This window comes from Streptomyces sp. NPDC003034, from assembly GCF_053591375.1.
The window spans coordinates 46,250-62,186 of record NZ_JBSFTS010000025.1 but is presented as its reverse complement, the minus strand read 5'-3'; the positions used below and the strand labels follow the sequence as shown (position 1 = coordinate 62,186).

General features: G+C 72.6%; 15 protein-coding genes. 11 read left to right on the top strand and 4 right to left on the bottom strand.

Features of this window, described 5'->3' with window-relative positions:
* Window positions 1–27 precede the first annotated feature (27 nt).
* The 5 genes from ACWDX7_RS22945 (at window position 28) to gatB (ending at window position 5,968) form a co-directional block, all read left to right on the top strand.
* Entirely contained in the window at window positions 28–2,223 is a 2,196-nt protein-coding gene (locus ACWDX7_RS22945; protein ID WP_451489995.1) for a putative bifunctional diguanylate cyclase/phosphodiesterase, read from the top strand.
* 180 nt (window positions 2,224–2,403) lie between these two features.
* Complete coding sequence (gatC, locus tag ACWDX7_RS22940; RefSeq protein ID WP_266842456.1) at window positions 2,404–2,700, top strand: Asp-tRNA(Asn)/Glu-tRNA(Gln) amidotransferase subunit GatC; 297 nt, start codon at window positions 2,404–2,406, stop codon at window positions 2,698–2,700.
* A 4-nt stretch (window positions 2,701–2,704) separates the two neighbouring features.
* On the top strand, window positions 2,705–4,198 hold the full coding sequence (gene gatA / locus ACWDX7_RS22935) for an Asp-tRNA(Asn)/Glu-tRNA(Gln) amidotransferase subunit GatA (protein WP_451489994.1): 1,494 nt from the start codon (window positions 2,705–2,707) through the stop codon (window positions 4,196–4,198).
* Window positions 4,195–4,440, top strand: a complete 246-nt coding sequence (locus ACWDX7_RS22930) for a hypothetical protein (protein WP_451489993.1) — start codon at window positions 4,195–4,197, stop codon at window positions 4,438–4,440. The genes gatA and ACWDX7_RS22930 overlap by 4 nt, the downstream gene beginning before the upstream one ends.
* Before the next feature lie 16 nt (window positions 4,441–4,456).
* Window positions 4,457–5,968, top strand: coding sequence for an Asp-tRNA(Asn)/Glu-tRNA(Gln) amidotransferase subunit GatB (gene gatB, locus ACWDX7_RS22925; protein WP_451489992.1), 1,512 nt, complete (start codon window positions 4,457–4,459; stop codon window positions 5,966–5,968).
* Between the two features lie 80 nt (window positions 5,969–6,048).
* Here the strand turns inward: gatB and ACWDX7_RS22920 are convergent, their stop codons facing one another.
* Window positions 6,049–6,696 (bottom strand): GNAT family N-acetyltransferase, encoded by a 648-nt coding sequence (locus tag ACWDX7_RS22920; RefSeq protein ID WP_451489991.1) that lies wholly within the window; start codon window positions 6,694–6,696, stop codon window positions 6,049–6,051.
* Complete coding sequence (locus ACWDX7_RS22915; RefSeq protein WP_451489990.1) at window positions 6,693–8,885, bottom strand: penicillin acylase family protein; 2,193 nt, start codon at window positions 8,883–8,885, stop codon at window positions 6,693–6,695. The genes ACWDX7_RS22920 and ACWDX7_RS22915 overlap by 4 nt, the downstream gene beginning before the upstream one ends.
* Window positions 8,886–8,978: 93 nt before the next feature.
* Here ACWDX7_RS22915 and ACWDX7_RS22910 point away from each other — a divergent pair, with 93 nt between their 5' ends.
* The gene (locus tag ACWDX7_RS22910; RefSeq protein WP_451489989.1) at window positions 8,979–9,722 is read left to right on the top strand and encodes a siderophore-interacting protein; all 744 of its coding nucleotides are present in this window, start codon (window positions 8,979–8,981) and stop codon (window positions 9,720–9,722) included.
* Window positions 9,723–9,786: 64 nt separating this feature from the next.
* On the opposite strand, the gene ACWDX7_RS22905 is transcribed toward ACWDX7_RS22910, so the two are convergent.
* Both ACWDX7_RS22905 and ACWDX7_RS22900 read right to left on the bottom strand, forming a co-directional pair.
* Window positions 9,787–10,287, bottom strand: a complete 501-nt coding sequence (locus ACWDX7_RS22905) for a DinB family protein (RefSeq protein ID WP_451489988.1) — start codon at window positions 10,285–10,287, stop codon at window positions 9,787–9,789.
* Window positions 10,288–10,447: 160 nt separating this feature from the next.
* The gene (locus ACWDX7_RS22900) at window positions 10,448–11,251 is read right to left on the bottom strand and encodes a GNAT family N-acetyltransferase (protein WP_451489987.1); all 804 of its coding nucleotides are present in this window, start codon (window positions 11,249–11,251) and stop codon (window positions 10,448–10,450) included.
* Between the two features lie 54 nt (window positions 11,252–11,305).
* On the opposite strand from ACWDX7_RS22900, the gene ACWDX7_RS22895 reads away from it, so the two are divergent.
* From ACWDX7_RS22895 to ACWDX7_RS22875, 5 genes are all read left to right on the top strand, one after another.
* Window positions 11,306–11,734 carry a signal peptidase I gene (locus tag ACWDX7_RS22895; RefSeq protein WP_451489986.1) on the top strand — a complete coding sequence of 143 codons (429 nt, stop codon included), beginning with the start codon at window positions 11,306–11,308 and terminating at the stop codon, window positions 11,732–11,734.
* A gap of 227 nt (window positions 11,735–11,961) precedes the next feature.
* On the top strand, window positions 11,962–14,211 hold the full coding sequence (locus ACWDX7_RS22890; protein WP_451489985.1) for an MMPL family transporter: 2,250 nt from the start codon (window positions 11,962–11,964) through the stop codon (window positions 14,209–14,211).
* Window positions 14,212–14,250: 39 nt separating this feature from the next.
* Window positions 14,251–14,805 carry a GNAT family N-acetyltransferase gene (locus tag ACWDX7_RS22885; protein WP_451489984.1) on the top strand — a complete coding sequence of 185 codons (555 nt, stop codon included), beginning with the start codon at window positions 14,251–14,253 and terminating at the stop codon, window positions 14,803–14,805.
* A gap of 76 nt (window positions 14,806–14,881) precedes the next feature.
* The gene (locus tag ACWDX7_RS22880) at window positions 14,882–15,565 is read left to right on the top strand and encodes a hypothetical protein (RefSeq protein ID WP_451489983.1); all 684 of its coding nucleotides are present in this window, start codon (window positions 14,882–14,884) and stop codon (window positions 15,563–15,565) included.
* 157 nt (window positions 15,566–15,722) lie between these two features.
* Complete coding sequence (locus ACWDX7_RS22875) at window positions 15,723–15,890, top strand: hypothetical protein (RefSeq protein WP_451489982.1); 168 nt, start codon at window positions 15,723–15,725, stop codon at window positions 15,888–15,890.
* Window positions 15,891–15,937: the final 47 nt, after the last annotated feature.

The window sequence follows — 15,937 nt, the reverse complement described above, 5'->3', positions numbered from 1 at the left end:
GCATCGCCGGCTGTGAGAGGGACGGGCATGAAACCCACCGAAAGCGCCGCCCCGTCACCCGAGTTCGGCGGGGACATCCCGTCCATGCGGGCGGGCCGGTTCGGTGTCCTGGGTGCCAGGGCGCCGCAGACCCGACCGCTCGACATGGGCACGGGCGGACCGGAGCGGCGCACCACGCTGCCCTTCGTCGTCGTGGGCCTCTCCGTCGTGGTGCTCGGCGCCGGCATCGCCTCCGCGCTGAACGGCCGTCAGGCGCTCTTCCCGGGCGGCACGGCCGGCTGGGCCCTCGCCCTGCTCACCGGCATCATCGTCGGCCACCTCGTCGCCCTGGGCCGCGACCGCTGGTGGGGCGGCACCGGCTCCGGCGCCGCGCTCACCCTGGGTGTGCTCATCCTCTACGGGTGGCTGCCCGCGGGACTCGTCTCGCTGGCGGTGGTCTCCCTGGTCGGGGCCGCGCGCCGGCACCGCTGGCGGCAGGGGCTGCTGCACGGCTCCGCCGACATCCTCGGCATCCTCGCGGGATCCCTCGTACTGGCCGCCTTCGGTGAGGCGCCGACCGTGGAGAGGCCGTGGGACCCCACCACCTGGGGGCCGGAGGCCGTCCCCGAGGTGATCCTCGTCGCCGTCGCCTACCTGCTCGTCACCCGGGTCGTGCTGTGGTTCGCGCTGAGCCCGCGCGGCGGCGGACTCCCCACCGTCGCCCGCACCGCCCTGCTCCGCCAGGCCTTAGTCGCCGTCGCCCTGCTCGGCATCGCCCCGCTGATCTGCGCGGTCGCGATCACCCAGCCCGTCCTGCTGCCGCTCTTCGCCGTCCCCCTCATCGCTCTGGACTCCACCCTGTGGATCGCCCGGGCCCGCGCCGAGGAACAACTGCGCGATCCGCTCACCGGGCTGCCGAACCGGCAGTGGCTGCTGGAGCGGGCCTGGACCGCACTCGACCAGGCTGAACGTCTGGGCACCCGGGCCGCCCTCGTCCTCATCGACCTGGACCGCTTCCGCGCCGTCAACGACACCCTCGGCCACCTCGCGGGCGACCGGCTGCTCCTCCAGATCGCCGACCGGCTCCGCCAGGCACTGCCGCCGGAAGCGGAGGCGGCCCGCCTCGGCGGTGACGAGTTCGCCGTCCTGCTCCCCGTCACCGACTCCACCACCAGTGCCCAGCGCGTCGCCCGCCACCTGGTCGCGGAACTGAGCTCCCCGCTCGACCTGGACGGCCTCACGCTCGTCCTGGAGGCCAGCGCCGGCCTCGCCGTCTTCCCCGAGCACGCGCTCGACGCGGAGGGACTGCTGCGGCGCGCCGACGTGGCGATGTACCAGGCCAAGCGCGACCGTACGGGTGTCGAGGTGTACGAGTCGAAGCGGGACAGCAACACCCCCGACCGCCTCGGCCTCCTCGGAGATCTGCGCCGGGCCCTGGACGCGGGGGAAGTGGAGCTGCACTACCAGCCCAAGGTCCGCTTCGACGGCCAGGTCGCCGGGCTGGAAGCGCTGGTGCGCTGGGTCCACCCGGAGCGCGGGCGGGTGTCCCCGGACGAGTTCATCGCCATCGCCGAGACCTCCGGGCTGATGCCGCACCTGACGGAGTACGTCCTGGAGACGGCTCTCGCCCAGGCCGCCCGATGGCGGGCCCAGGGCCTGAAGGTCCCGGTGGCCGTCAACGTCTCGCCGCGCGACGTCCACACACCGGGCTTCGCGGGGGCGGTGGCCGCCAGACTGGCCCGGCACGGGGTCCCCGCCAGCGGACTCCAGTTGGAGATCACCGAGCACGTTCTGCTGGAGGACCCGCAGCGGGCGGCGGACACCATGGCCGGCCTCACCGGCCACGGCGTGAAGATGTCGCTGGACGACTTCGGCACCGGCTACTCCTCGCTGGTCCACCTGCGCCGCCTGCCGGTCAGCGAGCTGAAGATCGACCGGTCCTTCGTGGGCCGCCTCGCGATCGACGCGCAGGACGCGGAGATCGTCCGCTGCACGGTGGACCTCGCGCACTCGCTGGGCCTGCTCGTCGTGGCGGAGGGCGTCGAGGACGACGAGACGTGGGAGCGGTTGCGGGACCTGGGCTGCGACGCGGTGCAGGGGTGGCTGGTGGCTGCCGCGATGCCGCCGCAGGAGGCCACGGCCTGGCTGCTCGCCCGGGGCGAGCGCGGCTGGCGCCGCCCGGCGGACATCTCGGCGGAGCTGGCGGCCGCTGCTGCCGCCTCGTCGGAGATCCCGTCCCCGTAGCCCCGCGGGCCGGCGGGTCCGGGCTCGGCCCCGGACCCCGCCCTTCCGCCACGGCTTGACCCGTGCGCTGGTCAGCTTTGCTCCCCACGGCTGCGGGGATGGATGACCATTGGCGGGCGACTTGCCCGAGCCCTCTAGGATTGGCCCCAAAGAAGCCACCCAACCCCTGAGGATCGCTGAATGCCTGGCATCACGCGCGAGGAGGTCGTCCACCTCGCTCGGCTGGCGCGCCTGGAGCTGTCCGGTGAAGAGCTCGACCACTTCGCCGGACAGCTCGACGACATCATCGGCGCGGTCGCCCGCGTTTCCGAGGTCGCCGACCAAGACGTCCCGCCGACCTCCCACCCGCTGCCGCTGACGAACGTCATGCGCGCGGACGAGGTCCGTCCGTCGCTCACCCCCGAGCAGGCGCTTTCCGGCGCTCCCGCCCAGGAGCAGCAGCGTTTCAAGGTGCCGCAGATCCTGGGGGAGGACTAACAACATGATCGACATCATCAGGCTCACGGCCGCCCAGACCGCCGAGAAGATCGCCTCCGGCGAGCTCACGGCCGTCGAGGTCACCGAGGCCCACCTGGCCCGCATCGACGCCACCGACGAGAAGGTGCACGCCTTCCTCCACGTCGACCGGGAAGGCGCGCTCGCCCAGGCGCGCGCCGTCGACGCCCAGCGGGCGAAGGGCGAGAAGCTCGGCCCGCTGGCCGGCGTACCGCTCGCCCTCAAGGACATCTTCACGACCGTCGGGGTCCCGACCACCGTCGGCTCGAAGATCCTCGAAGGCTGGATCCCGCCCTACGACGCCACCCTGACGCGCAAGCTGAAGGAAGCCGGCGTCGTCATCCTCGGCAAGACCAACATGGACGAGTTCGCCATGGGGTCCTCGACGGAGAACAGCGCCTACGGTCCCACCGGCAACCCCTGGGACCTCACCCGCATCCCCGGCGGCTCCGGCGGTGGCAGCGCGGCCGCGCTCGCCGCCTTCCAGGCGCCCCTCGCCATCGGCACGGACACCGGCGGTTCCATCCGCCAGCCCGCCGCCGTCACGGCCACCGTGGGCGTGAAGCCCACGTACGGCGGTGTCTCCCGCTACGGCATGGTGGCCTTCAGCAGCAGCCTCGACCAGGGCGGGCCCTGCGCCCGTACGGTCCTGGACGCCGCGCTCCTCCACGAGGTCATCGCCGGCCACGACCCGCTCGACTCCACCTCCATCGACGCCCCGGTCCCGCCGGTCGTCGAGGCCGCCCGCAACGGCTCGGTCGCCGGCATGCGCGTCGGTGTGGTCAAGCAGTTCGCCGGCGAGGGCTACCAGGCCGGCGTGGTCCAGCGCTTCAACGAGTCGGTGGAGCTCCTCAAGGAACTCGGCGCCGAGATCGTCGAGCTGGACTGCCCGTCCTTCGACCTCGCCATGGCCGCGTACTACCTGATCGCGCCGTCGGAGGCCTCCTCCAACCTGGCCCGCTTCGACGCCATGCGCTACGGCCTGCGCGTCGGCGACGACGGCACCAAGTCCGCCGAGGACGTCACCGCCCTCACCCGCGAAGCGGGCTTCGGCGACGAGGTCAAGCGCCGCATCATCCTCGGCACGTACGCGCTCAGCTCCGGCTACTACGACGCGTACTACGGTTCCGCCCAGAAGGTCCGCACGCTCATCACCAAGGACTTCGAGAAGTCCTTCGAGCAGGTCGACGTGATCGTCTCCCCGACGACCCCGACCACCGCCTTCGCGATCGGTGAGCGCACCGACGACCCGCTGGCGATGTACCTCGCGGACCTGTGCACCATCCCGACCAACCTGGCCGGCAACGCCGCCATGTCACTGCCCTGCGGCCTGGCGCCGGAAGACGGTCTCCCGGTCGGACTGCAGATCATCGCCCCCGCCATGAAGGACGACCGGCTCTACAAGGTCGGCGCCGCCGTCGAAGCGGCCTTCAACGAACGCTGGGGCCACCCGCTGCTTGAGGAGGCACCGTCCCTGTGAGCACCAGTGCACTGTCCAAGGCCAAGGGCTTCAAGAAGTCCAAGACCGGCACCTACCTGTCGATCGGCACCACCGCCTTCGGCGCCCTCAGCGTGATCAAGCAGGCCAAGAAGGCCCGCACCGACAACGACATGCTGAAGCTGGTCGACGCCGTCGTGTCCGCCGCCGCCATCGCCACCGGCCTCGCGATCCTGTACCGCGAGCTGAAGCGCCTGGGCGACGACGACGTCCTGCTGGGCTGAGAGGGAAAGTTTCACCGTGACCACCTTCACCGAACTGCTGTCGTACGAGGACGCTCTCGCCTCGTACGACCCCGTCATGGGCCTGGAGGTCCATGTCGAGCTCGGCACCAAGACCAAGATGTTCTGCGGCTGTTCGACCGAGCTGGGCGCCGAGCCCAACTCGCAGACCTGCCCGGTATGCCTCGGCCTGCCCGGCGCGCTGCCGGTCGTCAACGCGATCGGCATCGAGTCCGCCGTCAAGATCGGCCTCGCGCTGAACTGCGAGATCGCCGAGTGGTGCCGCTTCGCCCGGAAGAACTACTTCTATCCGGACATGCCGAAGAACTTCCAGACCTCCCAGTACGACGAGCCGATCGCCTTCAACGGCTTCCTCGACGTCCAGTTGGAGGACGGGGAGATCTTCCGCGTGGAGATCGAGCGCGCCCACATGGAGGAGGACACCGGCAAGTCGCTGCACGTCGGCGGGGCCACCGGCCGCATCCACGGCGCGTCCCACTCCCTGCTCGACTACAACCGCGCCGGCATCCCGCTCATCGAGATCGTCACCAAGCCCATCGAGGGCGCCGGCGAGCGGGCCCCCGAGGTCGCCAAGGCGTACGTCGCCGAGCTGCGCGAGGTCATCAAGGCGCTCGGCGTCTCCGAGGCCCGCATGGACAAGGGCCAGATGCGCTGCGACGTGAACCTGTCGCTGCGCCCGTCCCCCGACGCCCCCTTCGGCACCCGCAGCGAGACGAAGAACGTCAACTCGCTGCGCTCCGTCGAGCGCGCGGCCCGCTTCGAGATCCAGCGCCACGCGGCGGTGCTCTCCTCGGGCGGCTCGATCGTGCAGGAGACCCGGCACTTCCACGAGGAGGACGGCTCCACCACGGCCGGCCGCATCAAGGACAACGCCGAGGACTACCGGTACTTCCCGGAGCCCGACCTGGTCCCCATCGCCCCGGCCCGCGACTGGGTCGAGGAGCTGCGCCGCGGCCTGCCCGAGATGCCGCGCGTGCGCCGCAACCGGCTCCGCGAGGAGTGGGACGTCAACGAGCACGACATGCAGTCCATCCTCAACGCGGGCGCCGTGGACGCCATCGTCGCCACGATCGAGGCGGGCGCCGACTCGGCCGCCGCGCGCAAGTGGTGGATGGGCGAGCTGGCCCGCAACGCCAACGAGCAGGGCGTCGTCGTCGACGAGCTGCCGATCACCCCGGTCCAGGTGGCCCGGGTGGCGGCGCTGGTCGCGGCCGGCGAGCTGAACGACAAGCTGGCCCGCCAGGTCCTCGAAGGCGTGCTCGCCGGTGAGGGCACCCCCGACGAGGTCGTGGAGAAGCGCGGCCTGAAGGTCGTCTCGGACGAGGGCGCGCTCGGCGCGGCCGTGGACGAGGCCATCGCGGGCAACGCGGCCATCGCGGACAAGATCCGCGGCGGCAAGGTCGCCGCCGTCGGCGCCCTGGTCGGCGCGGTCATGAAGACCACCCGCGGCCAGGCCGACGCGGCCCGCGTCAAGGAGCTCATCCTGGAGCGCCTGGGCGTCGAGGCCTGAGGTCTTCCGTACGCCGCACAGGGCGCCCCGCACCGGCTTTCGCACCGGTGCGGGGCGCCCTGTCGTATCAGCGTGTCGTATCAGCCGGTCGCCGGCCGGGGCAGTGGCGCGCTGAGGAAGGCGAGGCGCGCCCGCTTGGCCGGGAGGTAGACCTCGGGCAGGTCGATCTCCGGGAGTTCGACCTCCGGGCCGACTACGAAACCGGTGCGTTCCAGGCGGGCGATGGCCTTCTCGTTGCGGGCGTCGGGCTCGGCGACCAGACGGCGGGCGCCGCTGTCGGAGAACACGTAGGCCATGAAGGCGGTCATCAGGGCCGCGCTGAAGCCGCGCTCGCGCACGCCGTTGCCGGGGCCGATCAGCAGGTGCACGCCGACGTCCCCCGGCTGGACCTCGTAGCACTCGCTGACCCGGTCCTCGGCGCAGTCGTACGTCTGGAACAGCGCGACCCTCTCACCGTCGCGGCTGACCATGAACGCGTGGTGGGTCGTGCGGCGGTCCACGTCCTCGTAGATCTCCCGGACCAGTTCCAGGCTGGCTTCGCCCATGCCCCAGAAGCGGGCCCTCTCCTGCGTGACCCAGCTGTGGATCAAGGGAGCGTCGGTGGCCGGGTCGACGGGGGTGATGGTGACCGTGCCGAAGCCCTCCACCGTGTGGGTGAAGGCGGGCTGTCTGCCCGCAGGGACGGAAACGGAGGCGGGGGCGGGGGCGGGGGCCTGGGCTGAGGTCATATCGATTCCTTGGTGAGGCGGGCCCAGTCGGTGACGACGGGGACGAGTTCGCATCGGGCCCACAGGGGCAGCTGATCACGGTGGTGGGGCGAGCCGCTGACGCCGTCCGCGCCCAGCGGGACCGCCCAGAGGCTGTCCTCGCGGCGGGCGAGGTCCCAGACGTAACGGGCCGCCGACGCGCGGGCGGTGAGGTCGGTGAAGCCGGGGACGGAGGAGGTGGCGTTCACGCAGTCGTGGTCGCCGCCGAGGCCGGGCCACCGCGCGTCCGGGTCCGGCAGCGCCGACCAGGGCGTGAGGCGGTGGACCTCCGACCAGGGGACGTCGGGTGCGCCGCTCGCCGCCGTCTCCTCCAGGGCGGCGCGGACGTGCGCGACGCGGTCGAGATCCGGGAGGAGGGAGGTGGTGAGGAGGCCTTCGAGGGCGTAGCCGATGCGGGCCACCAGGTACAGCCACGGGTGGAACACCTCGGGGCCGGTGGGCGCCCCCGCCAGATCGGCGAAGACGGGGTCGGCGGCGAGGCGGCGGACGGTCGCGGTCCGGAAGGCGGAGAAGACGGTGGCGTCGGTGCTCCCGGCCGCCATGTGCCGGTCCCAGCCGAGCAGTCGGGCGCGCAGCGCCTCCGCGGCCGGGGACAGGCCGTCGAGCGCGGGCAGCAGGGCGAGCAGCGGGGCGGCCGAGGCCAGGTAGGTGTCCCCGTGTACGCCGGCCATCGCCCGCGGCGACCAGTCCGCGGAGCCGCTGAGCAGCTCGCGGATGCGGTTGGCGCGGTGCGGAGGTGCGAACTCGACGCCGAGGGGCGAGGCGATACCGCGGGCGTTCGCCATGACGGCGAAACCCTGCACGGGTTCCTCCGGGGTGTCCGCCCAGCCCTGCCAGGCGTACCGCGGATCCCACGCGGGCACGGGGCGCAGGCGGTTGGTGCGGTGGCGCAGCGGTACGGCGCCCGCGACGCGGTGCAGCAGGCCGCCCTCGGTGTCGGCGGCGTGGACGACGTTGACGGGCTCGGCCCAGCCGTCGAGCGCGCGGTCGATGTCGGCGACGGTGCGGGCGCGCAGGAGGGCGGGGAGGGCGGCGAAGCCGAGGTCCCGGCGGACGCGGGGCGGGTAGCGGAGGGAGAGCGCCTCCGTGGTGGTGGCCGCGGGGATTTCCGTGGCGGTGGCGGGGTCGCCCGGGTTTTCGCCCGTGGTGGTCGCGGCGGCGGAGACGGTGTCCGTGCCGGGGCGCGCCTCCGGTTCCGGGGCGGGGCCCCTCCTGACGATCACCGGGCCGCGGGCGGTTTCGAGGACCTCCACCTCGACGCAGTCGCAGCCGGCCACGGTGATCGTCTCGGTGTGCCGGTGGACGGGCTCCCAGACGCCGTCCGGACCCAGCGCCTCTACGCCGGAGCCGGTCTCGCGCAACTGCTCGACGTACAGGTCCTGGTAGTCCGCCATCGCGTTGGTGATCGCCCAGGCGGCGGTGCCGGTGTGCCCGAAGTGGGCCAGGCCCGGGACGCCGGGGACGGCCAGGCCGAGGACGTCGTACTCCGGGCAGGAGAGACGTATCTGCTGGTAGACGCCCGGGTCCTCGATGAAGCGGTGCGGGTCGCCCGCGATGATGGCCGAACCCGTCGCGGTGCGGTCGCCGGGCACCAGCCAGCCGTTGCTGCCGGCGGTGCCGGGGCCGTCGGTGGCGAAGAGGGTGACCGCGTCCTCGCCCAGGGCGCGGACCACGCGCTCGCGCCACAGCTTGGTGGCGAAGCCCGCGAAGAGGATGTGCGTGGCGATCCAGACGGCGAGCGGAACCCACGGCTCCCACGGGCTGGGGATGAGGCCGGTGCGGGCGAAGCGCTCGTCGCGGGCGGCGCCGGCGGCGAGCCCGTCGTTGACGCCGTCCACGTACGCGCGGACCCAGGCGGCGGTTTCGGGGTCGAGGGCCTCGTAGCAGCCGATGGCGGTGTCGGTGAGGCGGCACTGGCGGGCGAACCGGTCCCAGGCGACGGACTCCGGACCGAGGAAGGCGGCGCTGGAACCCCGGGCGCGGTGCCGCTCGACCTCCAGCTGCCAGGCCCGGTCGAGGGCGGTGGTGCGGCCCTGGGCGTAGGCGAGGCCCCGGCTGTCGGACGCGCGAAGATGGGGGATGCCCCATGCGTCGCGGTAGACCTCGTGATTCCCGTGGGCCTCTGCGCTACTCCCGCTGCTCCCGCTCACACTGCTCCCGCTGCTCACGCTGTCCACACTCTTCCCCAAGGTGCATTAGGTTAGGCTCGCCTAACTATAAGGGTGTGGCTGGGAGGGGTCGGCATGGCGGTCGGTAAGGGCTGGGAGGGCGTGGTCCTCAAGCTGCTGCGGGGCAAGGACTTCACGTTCACGGTGACGGGGACGCAGGGCGTCACCGAGCACTACCGCCGGGTCCACTTCACGGACGGCGGGCTGCTGGCGGCTGCGGGGGAGTCCCTGCACCCCACCATGTGGGTCCGGGTGTGGTTCGAGGGCGCGGGCCGGCCGCACCAGCGGGCGTACACGCTGGTGGACCCCGATCCGGCCGCCGGTACGTTCTCCTTCGAATTCGCCCTGCACGACGGCGTGGCCAGCGACTGGGCGCGCGGCGCCAAGCCGGGCGACACCATCGAGGCCACCGTCCAGGGCACCGGCTTCACCGCTCCGGCGCCGGCTCCCGAACGCCTGCTGGTCATCGGCGACCCGGCGTCGCTGCCCGCCGTCAACTCCCTGCTGGACGCCTACCCGCAGACCCCGGCGACCATCTGGTTCGAGACGCAGCACGCGTCGGACGCGGAGCTGCCGGTACGGGCGGACGCGGGGCGCCGCGACGTGCGGTGGGTCGCCCGGGGCGGTGGCGCCCTGATCGAGCGGGTCAAGGCCGAACTGCCGGAGCTGGTCGCCGACCCCGCGTCGGCGTACGTCTGGCTCGCCTGCGACACGGCGACGACGCGGGCGCTGACGGCCTACCTGCGCAAGGACCTGGCCGTGCCGAAGCAGCGGGTGAACGGCCTGGGGTACTGGCGGGCGGACGAGTCCGAGGCCTGACGCCAGGGGGTCCGGGGTGCTCAGGGTTCGCTCTCACGGGGCCCGGGGCGCGGGGCTCGGCGCGTCAGGCGCCCGTGACGCCGTCGATCGCCTCGCGGAGGAAGTCCGCGTGGCCGTTGTGGCGGGCGTACTCGTGGATCAGGTGGAGCATGATCAGGCGCAGGGAAGCCTCCTCCTGCCAACTCGCCACGTACGAGGTCGCCTCCAGCGACTCGGCGGCGGCCTCGATGCGCCGGGCGTGGGCCACCTCCGCCTCCCACGCGGCGAACGCCTCGGCGCGGCTGGAGCCGGAGGCGTCGTAGGCCGCCTGGAAATCGTGCCGGTCAGACCACACGTGCGGCAGCTCCTCGCCCGCCACGGTGCGGCGGAACCAGTGCCTTTCGACCTCGGCCATGTGCCGTACCAGCCCCAGCAGGGACAGCGTGGACGGAGGCATCGAGGGGCGGCGCAGCTCTTCGTCGGTGAGGCCCTCGCACTTCCAGGCGAGCGTGGCCCGGTGGTAGTCGAGATAGGCCCGGAGCGTCTCGCGCTCGTCTCCGGTCAGGGGTGGTCCGGTGCGTTCCATACGGTGATCCTGCCGGGTCGACCGCGCGGGAGCGACCCTCCGGTGGCCACCGTTCCCACGGACCGGGACGCGGTGACGCGCCGGGGTGCGCGGGCGGCCGGGCCGCCCGGCGGGTGCGCGCGGACGGACGAGGGCTGCAGCCGTGGCGGGCCGGCCGACCCTACGCCCCCGCCCACACGTACGGCACCGTCACGCCCAGCGCGCTGAAGCCCAGCCGTTCCAGGATCGGGCGGCTGTCCTGCGAGGCGTCCACCTGGAGGTACGGAATGCCGCGTGCCGCGGCCAGGCGTGCCCGGTGGGCGACCAGCAGGCGGTAGATCCCGCGGCCGCGCCACTGCGGAACCGTGCCGCCGCCCCAGAGTCCCGCGAACGACGTGCCCGGCCGCATCTCCATCCGGGCCGAGCTGACCGGGGTGTCGCCCGCCATCGCCAGCACGGCCGCAATGGTCTGCGGCTCCTCCCTCAGCAGGCCGAGCACCTGCTCCCGGATCTGCGGCTGCTCGGTTCCGAAGGCGCGGTCGTGGACCTCCATCATCAGATCCACACCCGCCTCGTCCGTCACCATCCGCAGGGTGATGCCCTCCGGCGGCTCCACCGGCAGGCCCGCGATGTCCGCCACCCGCGCCACCATCAGCGTCTCGGCCGGCTCCGGCAGGAACCCGGCCGCCCGCAGCCGCTCCCCGAGGTCCGCCGGACGGTCGTAGTCGTACAGCTTCCATTCGAACCCGGACGCTCCGTACTCCGCGAAGAACGCCACCTGCGCCGCGATCTCCGCGTCCGCCGTCTCCTCGTCGAGGCCGGACCAGAGCACGCCGTTCCACCCGCGCCCGCTCCCGGGCACGGTCTGCCGCACGACCGCGCCCACCCGCTCCACGCGGACCCCCGCGCCGTCCGGCTGTGCGTCGCGGCGCATCTGCGCGTCGTAGCGGGCCCGTACCTTCAGCAGTTCATCAAGATCCGTCATCGGCCCAGCTCACCAGTGCCGGTCCCGCCGCACAACTGCATTAGCCTCACCTGCGTGAACCACGACTCCACCATCTACACCGGCAAGGCCACCCCTGACGCCGCCGCCGACCGGGGCTGGCTCCTCGGTCACTTCAAGGACGCTGCCGACCCCCGTCACAGCCAGGACGTGGAGATCAAATGGGGGGTCCACCCGAAGGGTGACGAGCGGGAGCGGTGGGCCACCGCGGAGAAGCGCACCGCCCTGCTCGTACTGATCAGCGGGCGGTTCCGGCTGGAGTTCCCGGGCCGGACCGTGGTCCTCGCCGAACAGGGGGACTACGTGCTGTGGGGGCGCGGTGTGGACCACTCCTGGTACGCGGAGGAGGACGCGGTGGTCCTCACGGTCCGCTGGCCCTCGATCCCCGGCTACCGGGTCGATGAACCCGACGACCGGCAGGACGTCGACGACGACCGGCCCTCCTGCGGCCTTACGGCTCCGTGACCCGGGTCCCACACCATCCCACGGCCTTGTGACGATGCCCACGAAAGGGACCGACGATCACAAAACGCTGAGACCGTTGGGGTGCGGACTGTGCAGAGCGTGCAGGCCATACGGGCCGGACCCCTCGGGCGGCCGCGTGGGCCGACGGCCTGGTCTTCACGAGTCCAAGCGTTCTTTGCGTCGGGCTGTCTCCCGGTAAAGATCCGAACCACCAGGGAGCACGTCTGTTGGCAGCGATCGCACGGTGGTGCATGCGCCACCGACTCCTCACCGTCCTCATCTGGCTGTTCGCGCTGGGCTCGACCGCTGCGGCCGCCACCGCCGCCGGAACGGCGTTCTCCACGGACTACGAGGTTCCCGGCACCGAATCCGGCAAGGCCCAAGCCCTCCTGGGCCAGGGCTTCCTCGGACAGGGCGGCGACACCGACACCGTCGTCTGGCGGGCCCCGGAGCAACAGAGCGTTCGCGCCCCCGCGGTCGAGGAGCGCATGACCCGCGCCCTCCACGCCATCGCCGAGCTGCCCGGCGTCGGCTCCGTCAGCGGCCCCTACGGCGATGCGCCCGAGAGCGCCGCCCGGATCAGCGCCGACGGACGCACCGCCTACGCCGTGGTGACCTTCGACCGGCAGGCCGACTCCGTACCCAGGGCGCAGGCCCAGGCCGTGGTCGACGCGGCGAAGAACCCGGCCACCGAGGCGGACGGTCTTCAGGTCGAACTCGGCGGCCGCGCCATCGGTCTGACCGAGGCGCCCACCGCCCACCTCGCCGAGGCCATCGGCGTGGCCGTCGCCGCCCTCGTGCTCTTCCTGGCCTTCGGATCCCTCGCCGCGAGCCTGCTGCCCATCGCGACGGCCCTGGTCAGCGTGGGCACCGCCTACTTCAGCATCACCCTCCTCGGGCACGCCCTGCCGGTCGCCGACTTCGCGCCCATGCTCGGCACCCTCGTCGGTCTCGGCGTCGGCATCGACTACGCGCTGTTCATCGTCACCCGCCACCGCAAGGGACTGGCGCGCGGCCTCGGCGTCGAGGAGGCGGCCGAGAGCTCCGTCGCCACCACCGGCCGGGCCGTCGTCTTCGCCGGCGCGACCGTCTGCATCGCCCTGCTCGGCATGCTGGTGCTGCGCCTGGACTTCCTCGACGGCGTCGCGATAGCGGCCTGCGTCACCGTCGTCCTGACCGTCGCCGCCTCGGTCACCCTGCTGCCCGCCCTCCTCTCCGCCATCGGCATGCGGGCCCTCTCGCGCCGCGAGTGCCGCACCCTCGCCGCCGAGGGCCCGCGACCCGAGCACACCACCGGCTTCGCCGCCCGCTGGTCGGCCTTCGTGGAACGGCACCCGAAGCTGCTGGGCGCCGTCGCCACCGCCGTCATGCTGGTGCTGGCCCTGCCCGCCTTCTTCCTCCACCTGGGCACCTCCGACCAGGGCAACAACCCGGCCACCTCCACCACCCGCAAGGCCTATGACCTGCTCGCGGACGGATTCGGCCCGGGCACGAACGGCCCGCTCACCGTCGTCGCCCGCCTCGACGGCGCCGGCGACCGGCTGGCCGTCGACCAGCTGGCCGAGGCGATCCGTACGACGAAGGGCGTCGCATCCACCGGCCCGGCCGTCTTCAACCGTGGCGGGGACATCGCCGTACTGACCGTCGTCCCGGACTCCGCCCCCCAGTCCCGGGCCACCAGCGAACTCGTCGACTCCCTCCGCGCGGAGGTCGTCCCGCGCGTCGGGCGAGGCAACTCCATGGAGGTCCACGTCGGCGGGGTGACCGCCGGCTACGACGACTTCGCCGAGGTCATCATCGGGAAGCTGCCGCTCTTCGTCGGGGTGGTCATCGGCCTCGGCTGCGTGCTCCTGCTGCTTGCCTTCCGGTCCATCGGGATCCCCGTCAAGGCGGCCGCGATGAACGTCGCGGCCGTCACCTCCTCCTTCGGCGTCGTGGTGGCCGTCTTCCAGTGGGGCTGGGGCAGCGAGCTGCTGGGCCTGGGCAGCGCCGGGCCGATCGAACCCTTCCTGCCCGTGATCATGGTGTCCGTCCTCTTCGGACTGTCGATGGACTACCAGGTCTTCCTGGTCAGCCGGATGTACGAGGAGTGGCTGGCGACCGGTGACAACAAGCGGGCCGTCCGCGTCGGCCTGACCGAGACCAGCCGCGTGATCAACTCTGCGGCCGTCATCATGATCTCCGTCTTCCTGGCCTTCGTGCTCAGCGGCGACCGGCTCATCGCGATGTTCGGCATCGCGCTCGCGGTTGCCGTGGCCCTCGACGCCTTCGTACTGCGCACCCTCCTCGTGCCCGCCCTGATGCACATGCTCGGCGGCGCCAACTGGTGGTTGCCCGCCTGGCTCGACCGGCGGCTGCCGCGCATCAGCATCGAAGCCCCGGAGCACCGCCCGTATGGGAAACTTCCGGGGCAGTGGACCGGCGCCGGCCTCACCACGAGTGAGGACGACGCCGAGCCCGCGACAGCCTCCCGGTGACCCGGCCACCCGCCGCACGAGCCCCAAGGAAGACGCCGCATGTTCTCGATAGACCTCGCCGACGATGCCCGGCTGTTCCCGCTGGAGACCTGGCACGCCGAGGAGTTCCTGGCGCACATGGACCGGGGCCGCGCCTACATCGGTGAGCACATCCCCCTCCCGGACTTCGTCGCCGACCTCGACTCCGCTCGGGCCTACCTCGCGACGTACGCCCAGCGGACCGCCGAGGACGGCGGGCGCCTCTACGGCATCCGCACGGGCGGTGCCCTCGTCGGCGGGGTCCTCTTCAGGACCTTCGAAGCCGCCACCGGCAACTGCGAGGTCGGCTGCTGGCTGGAGCCCTCCGCCGCCGGCCGCGGCCTCGTGACGAAGGCCTGCCGCATCCTCATCGACTGGGCCTTCGGCGAACGGGGCATGCACCGCGTGGAGTGGCGCGCCTCCACCGCCAACACGAGGAGCCTCGCCGTGGCCGAGCGCCTCGGCATGACCCGCGAGGGCGTCCTGCGGCAGAACCACCTGTACCGGGGCACCCGCCGGGACACCGAGGTCTGGTCGGTCCTCGCCCCCGAGTGGCCGCCGGCCAGTCGCGCCTAGGCCCTGCCGTCGAAGTCCCTCCCGGTCCCGGCGGATTCTCAGGAACCTCTCAGAAACGCCGCCTACGGTGCCCCGCATGGACACCACCAAGACCCCCGCCCCCGCCGCTCCCGAGTCGGACTCCTCCACCGGGCCCGGCACCCGCGCGGACGCGGCCACGGCCGGCACGAACACCCCGGCCGACCTCAAGAAGGCCGAGCCCGACGCCCAGGTCAAGGCGGAGGACAAGGCCGAGGCCACGGCGGACGCCGCCGCGCCCGCCGACGCCCGAGCCACGGACGCCGCCGACCACGATCCCGACGAGGACGCCGACGACGGGTTCGACGACGAGGCGGCCGGGAAGGAGGAGCAGTCCGCCGGTGTCGGCGCCGGAGCGGGCGCCATCGTGGCCGCCGGCCTCGGGCTCGTCGCCCTCAGCGGCAGCTGGGTCTCCCGCGTCGTCGCCGAGCGGCAGAACCTCATCGGCCAGATCGAGGGCAGCAAGACCTCCACGCCCACGGAGCAGATCGCCGCTCTGTACGGCGACGCGTGGCACCTCACGGCCCTCGTCAACGGTGTCCTGTCCACCCTCGCCCTCCTCATCGCCGTCTTCGTGCTGGCCATCCCCGCCTTCGCCGCCGCCCCGGGCCGAACCCTCCCGGCCTGGGTCCGTGCCGTGGCCTGGGCCGCCGTAGCGATCGGCGCCCTCGGCGTACTGCTCTTCGGCCTCATGTACTTCGACGTCCTGGTCCCCCTCCCCACCGTGCCCACCGCCGCCTAAGGCGCTGCCTTAGTCCCCCCGGGGACCTCCGGTCCCGCCCCTAAGGACCCCGGCCCGTACAGATGCGGCATGCGCCCGATGTGCCGGGACCCCCTGGGACGCGAATCTTGGATCACACCGAACGAGGTGCCCGAGAAACGCGACCAGGGAGTACGAGATGTTCGAGTACGAGATGGCCACCGCCCGCCGCGCCGACCTCATCCGCGAGGCCGACGAGTACCGCCGGGTCCGGGAGGCCAAGCGGGCGAGCCGCCTCTCCGCACGAAGCCAGGACCCCGAAAGGCCGGTGAGGGGACACCGCAGCCGCTTCACCCGCGCCGCGTAGCCCGCGCCGAGACCGGCGTGGACCGGCACGTGATGAGAAGCGCGGCG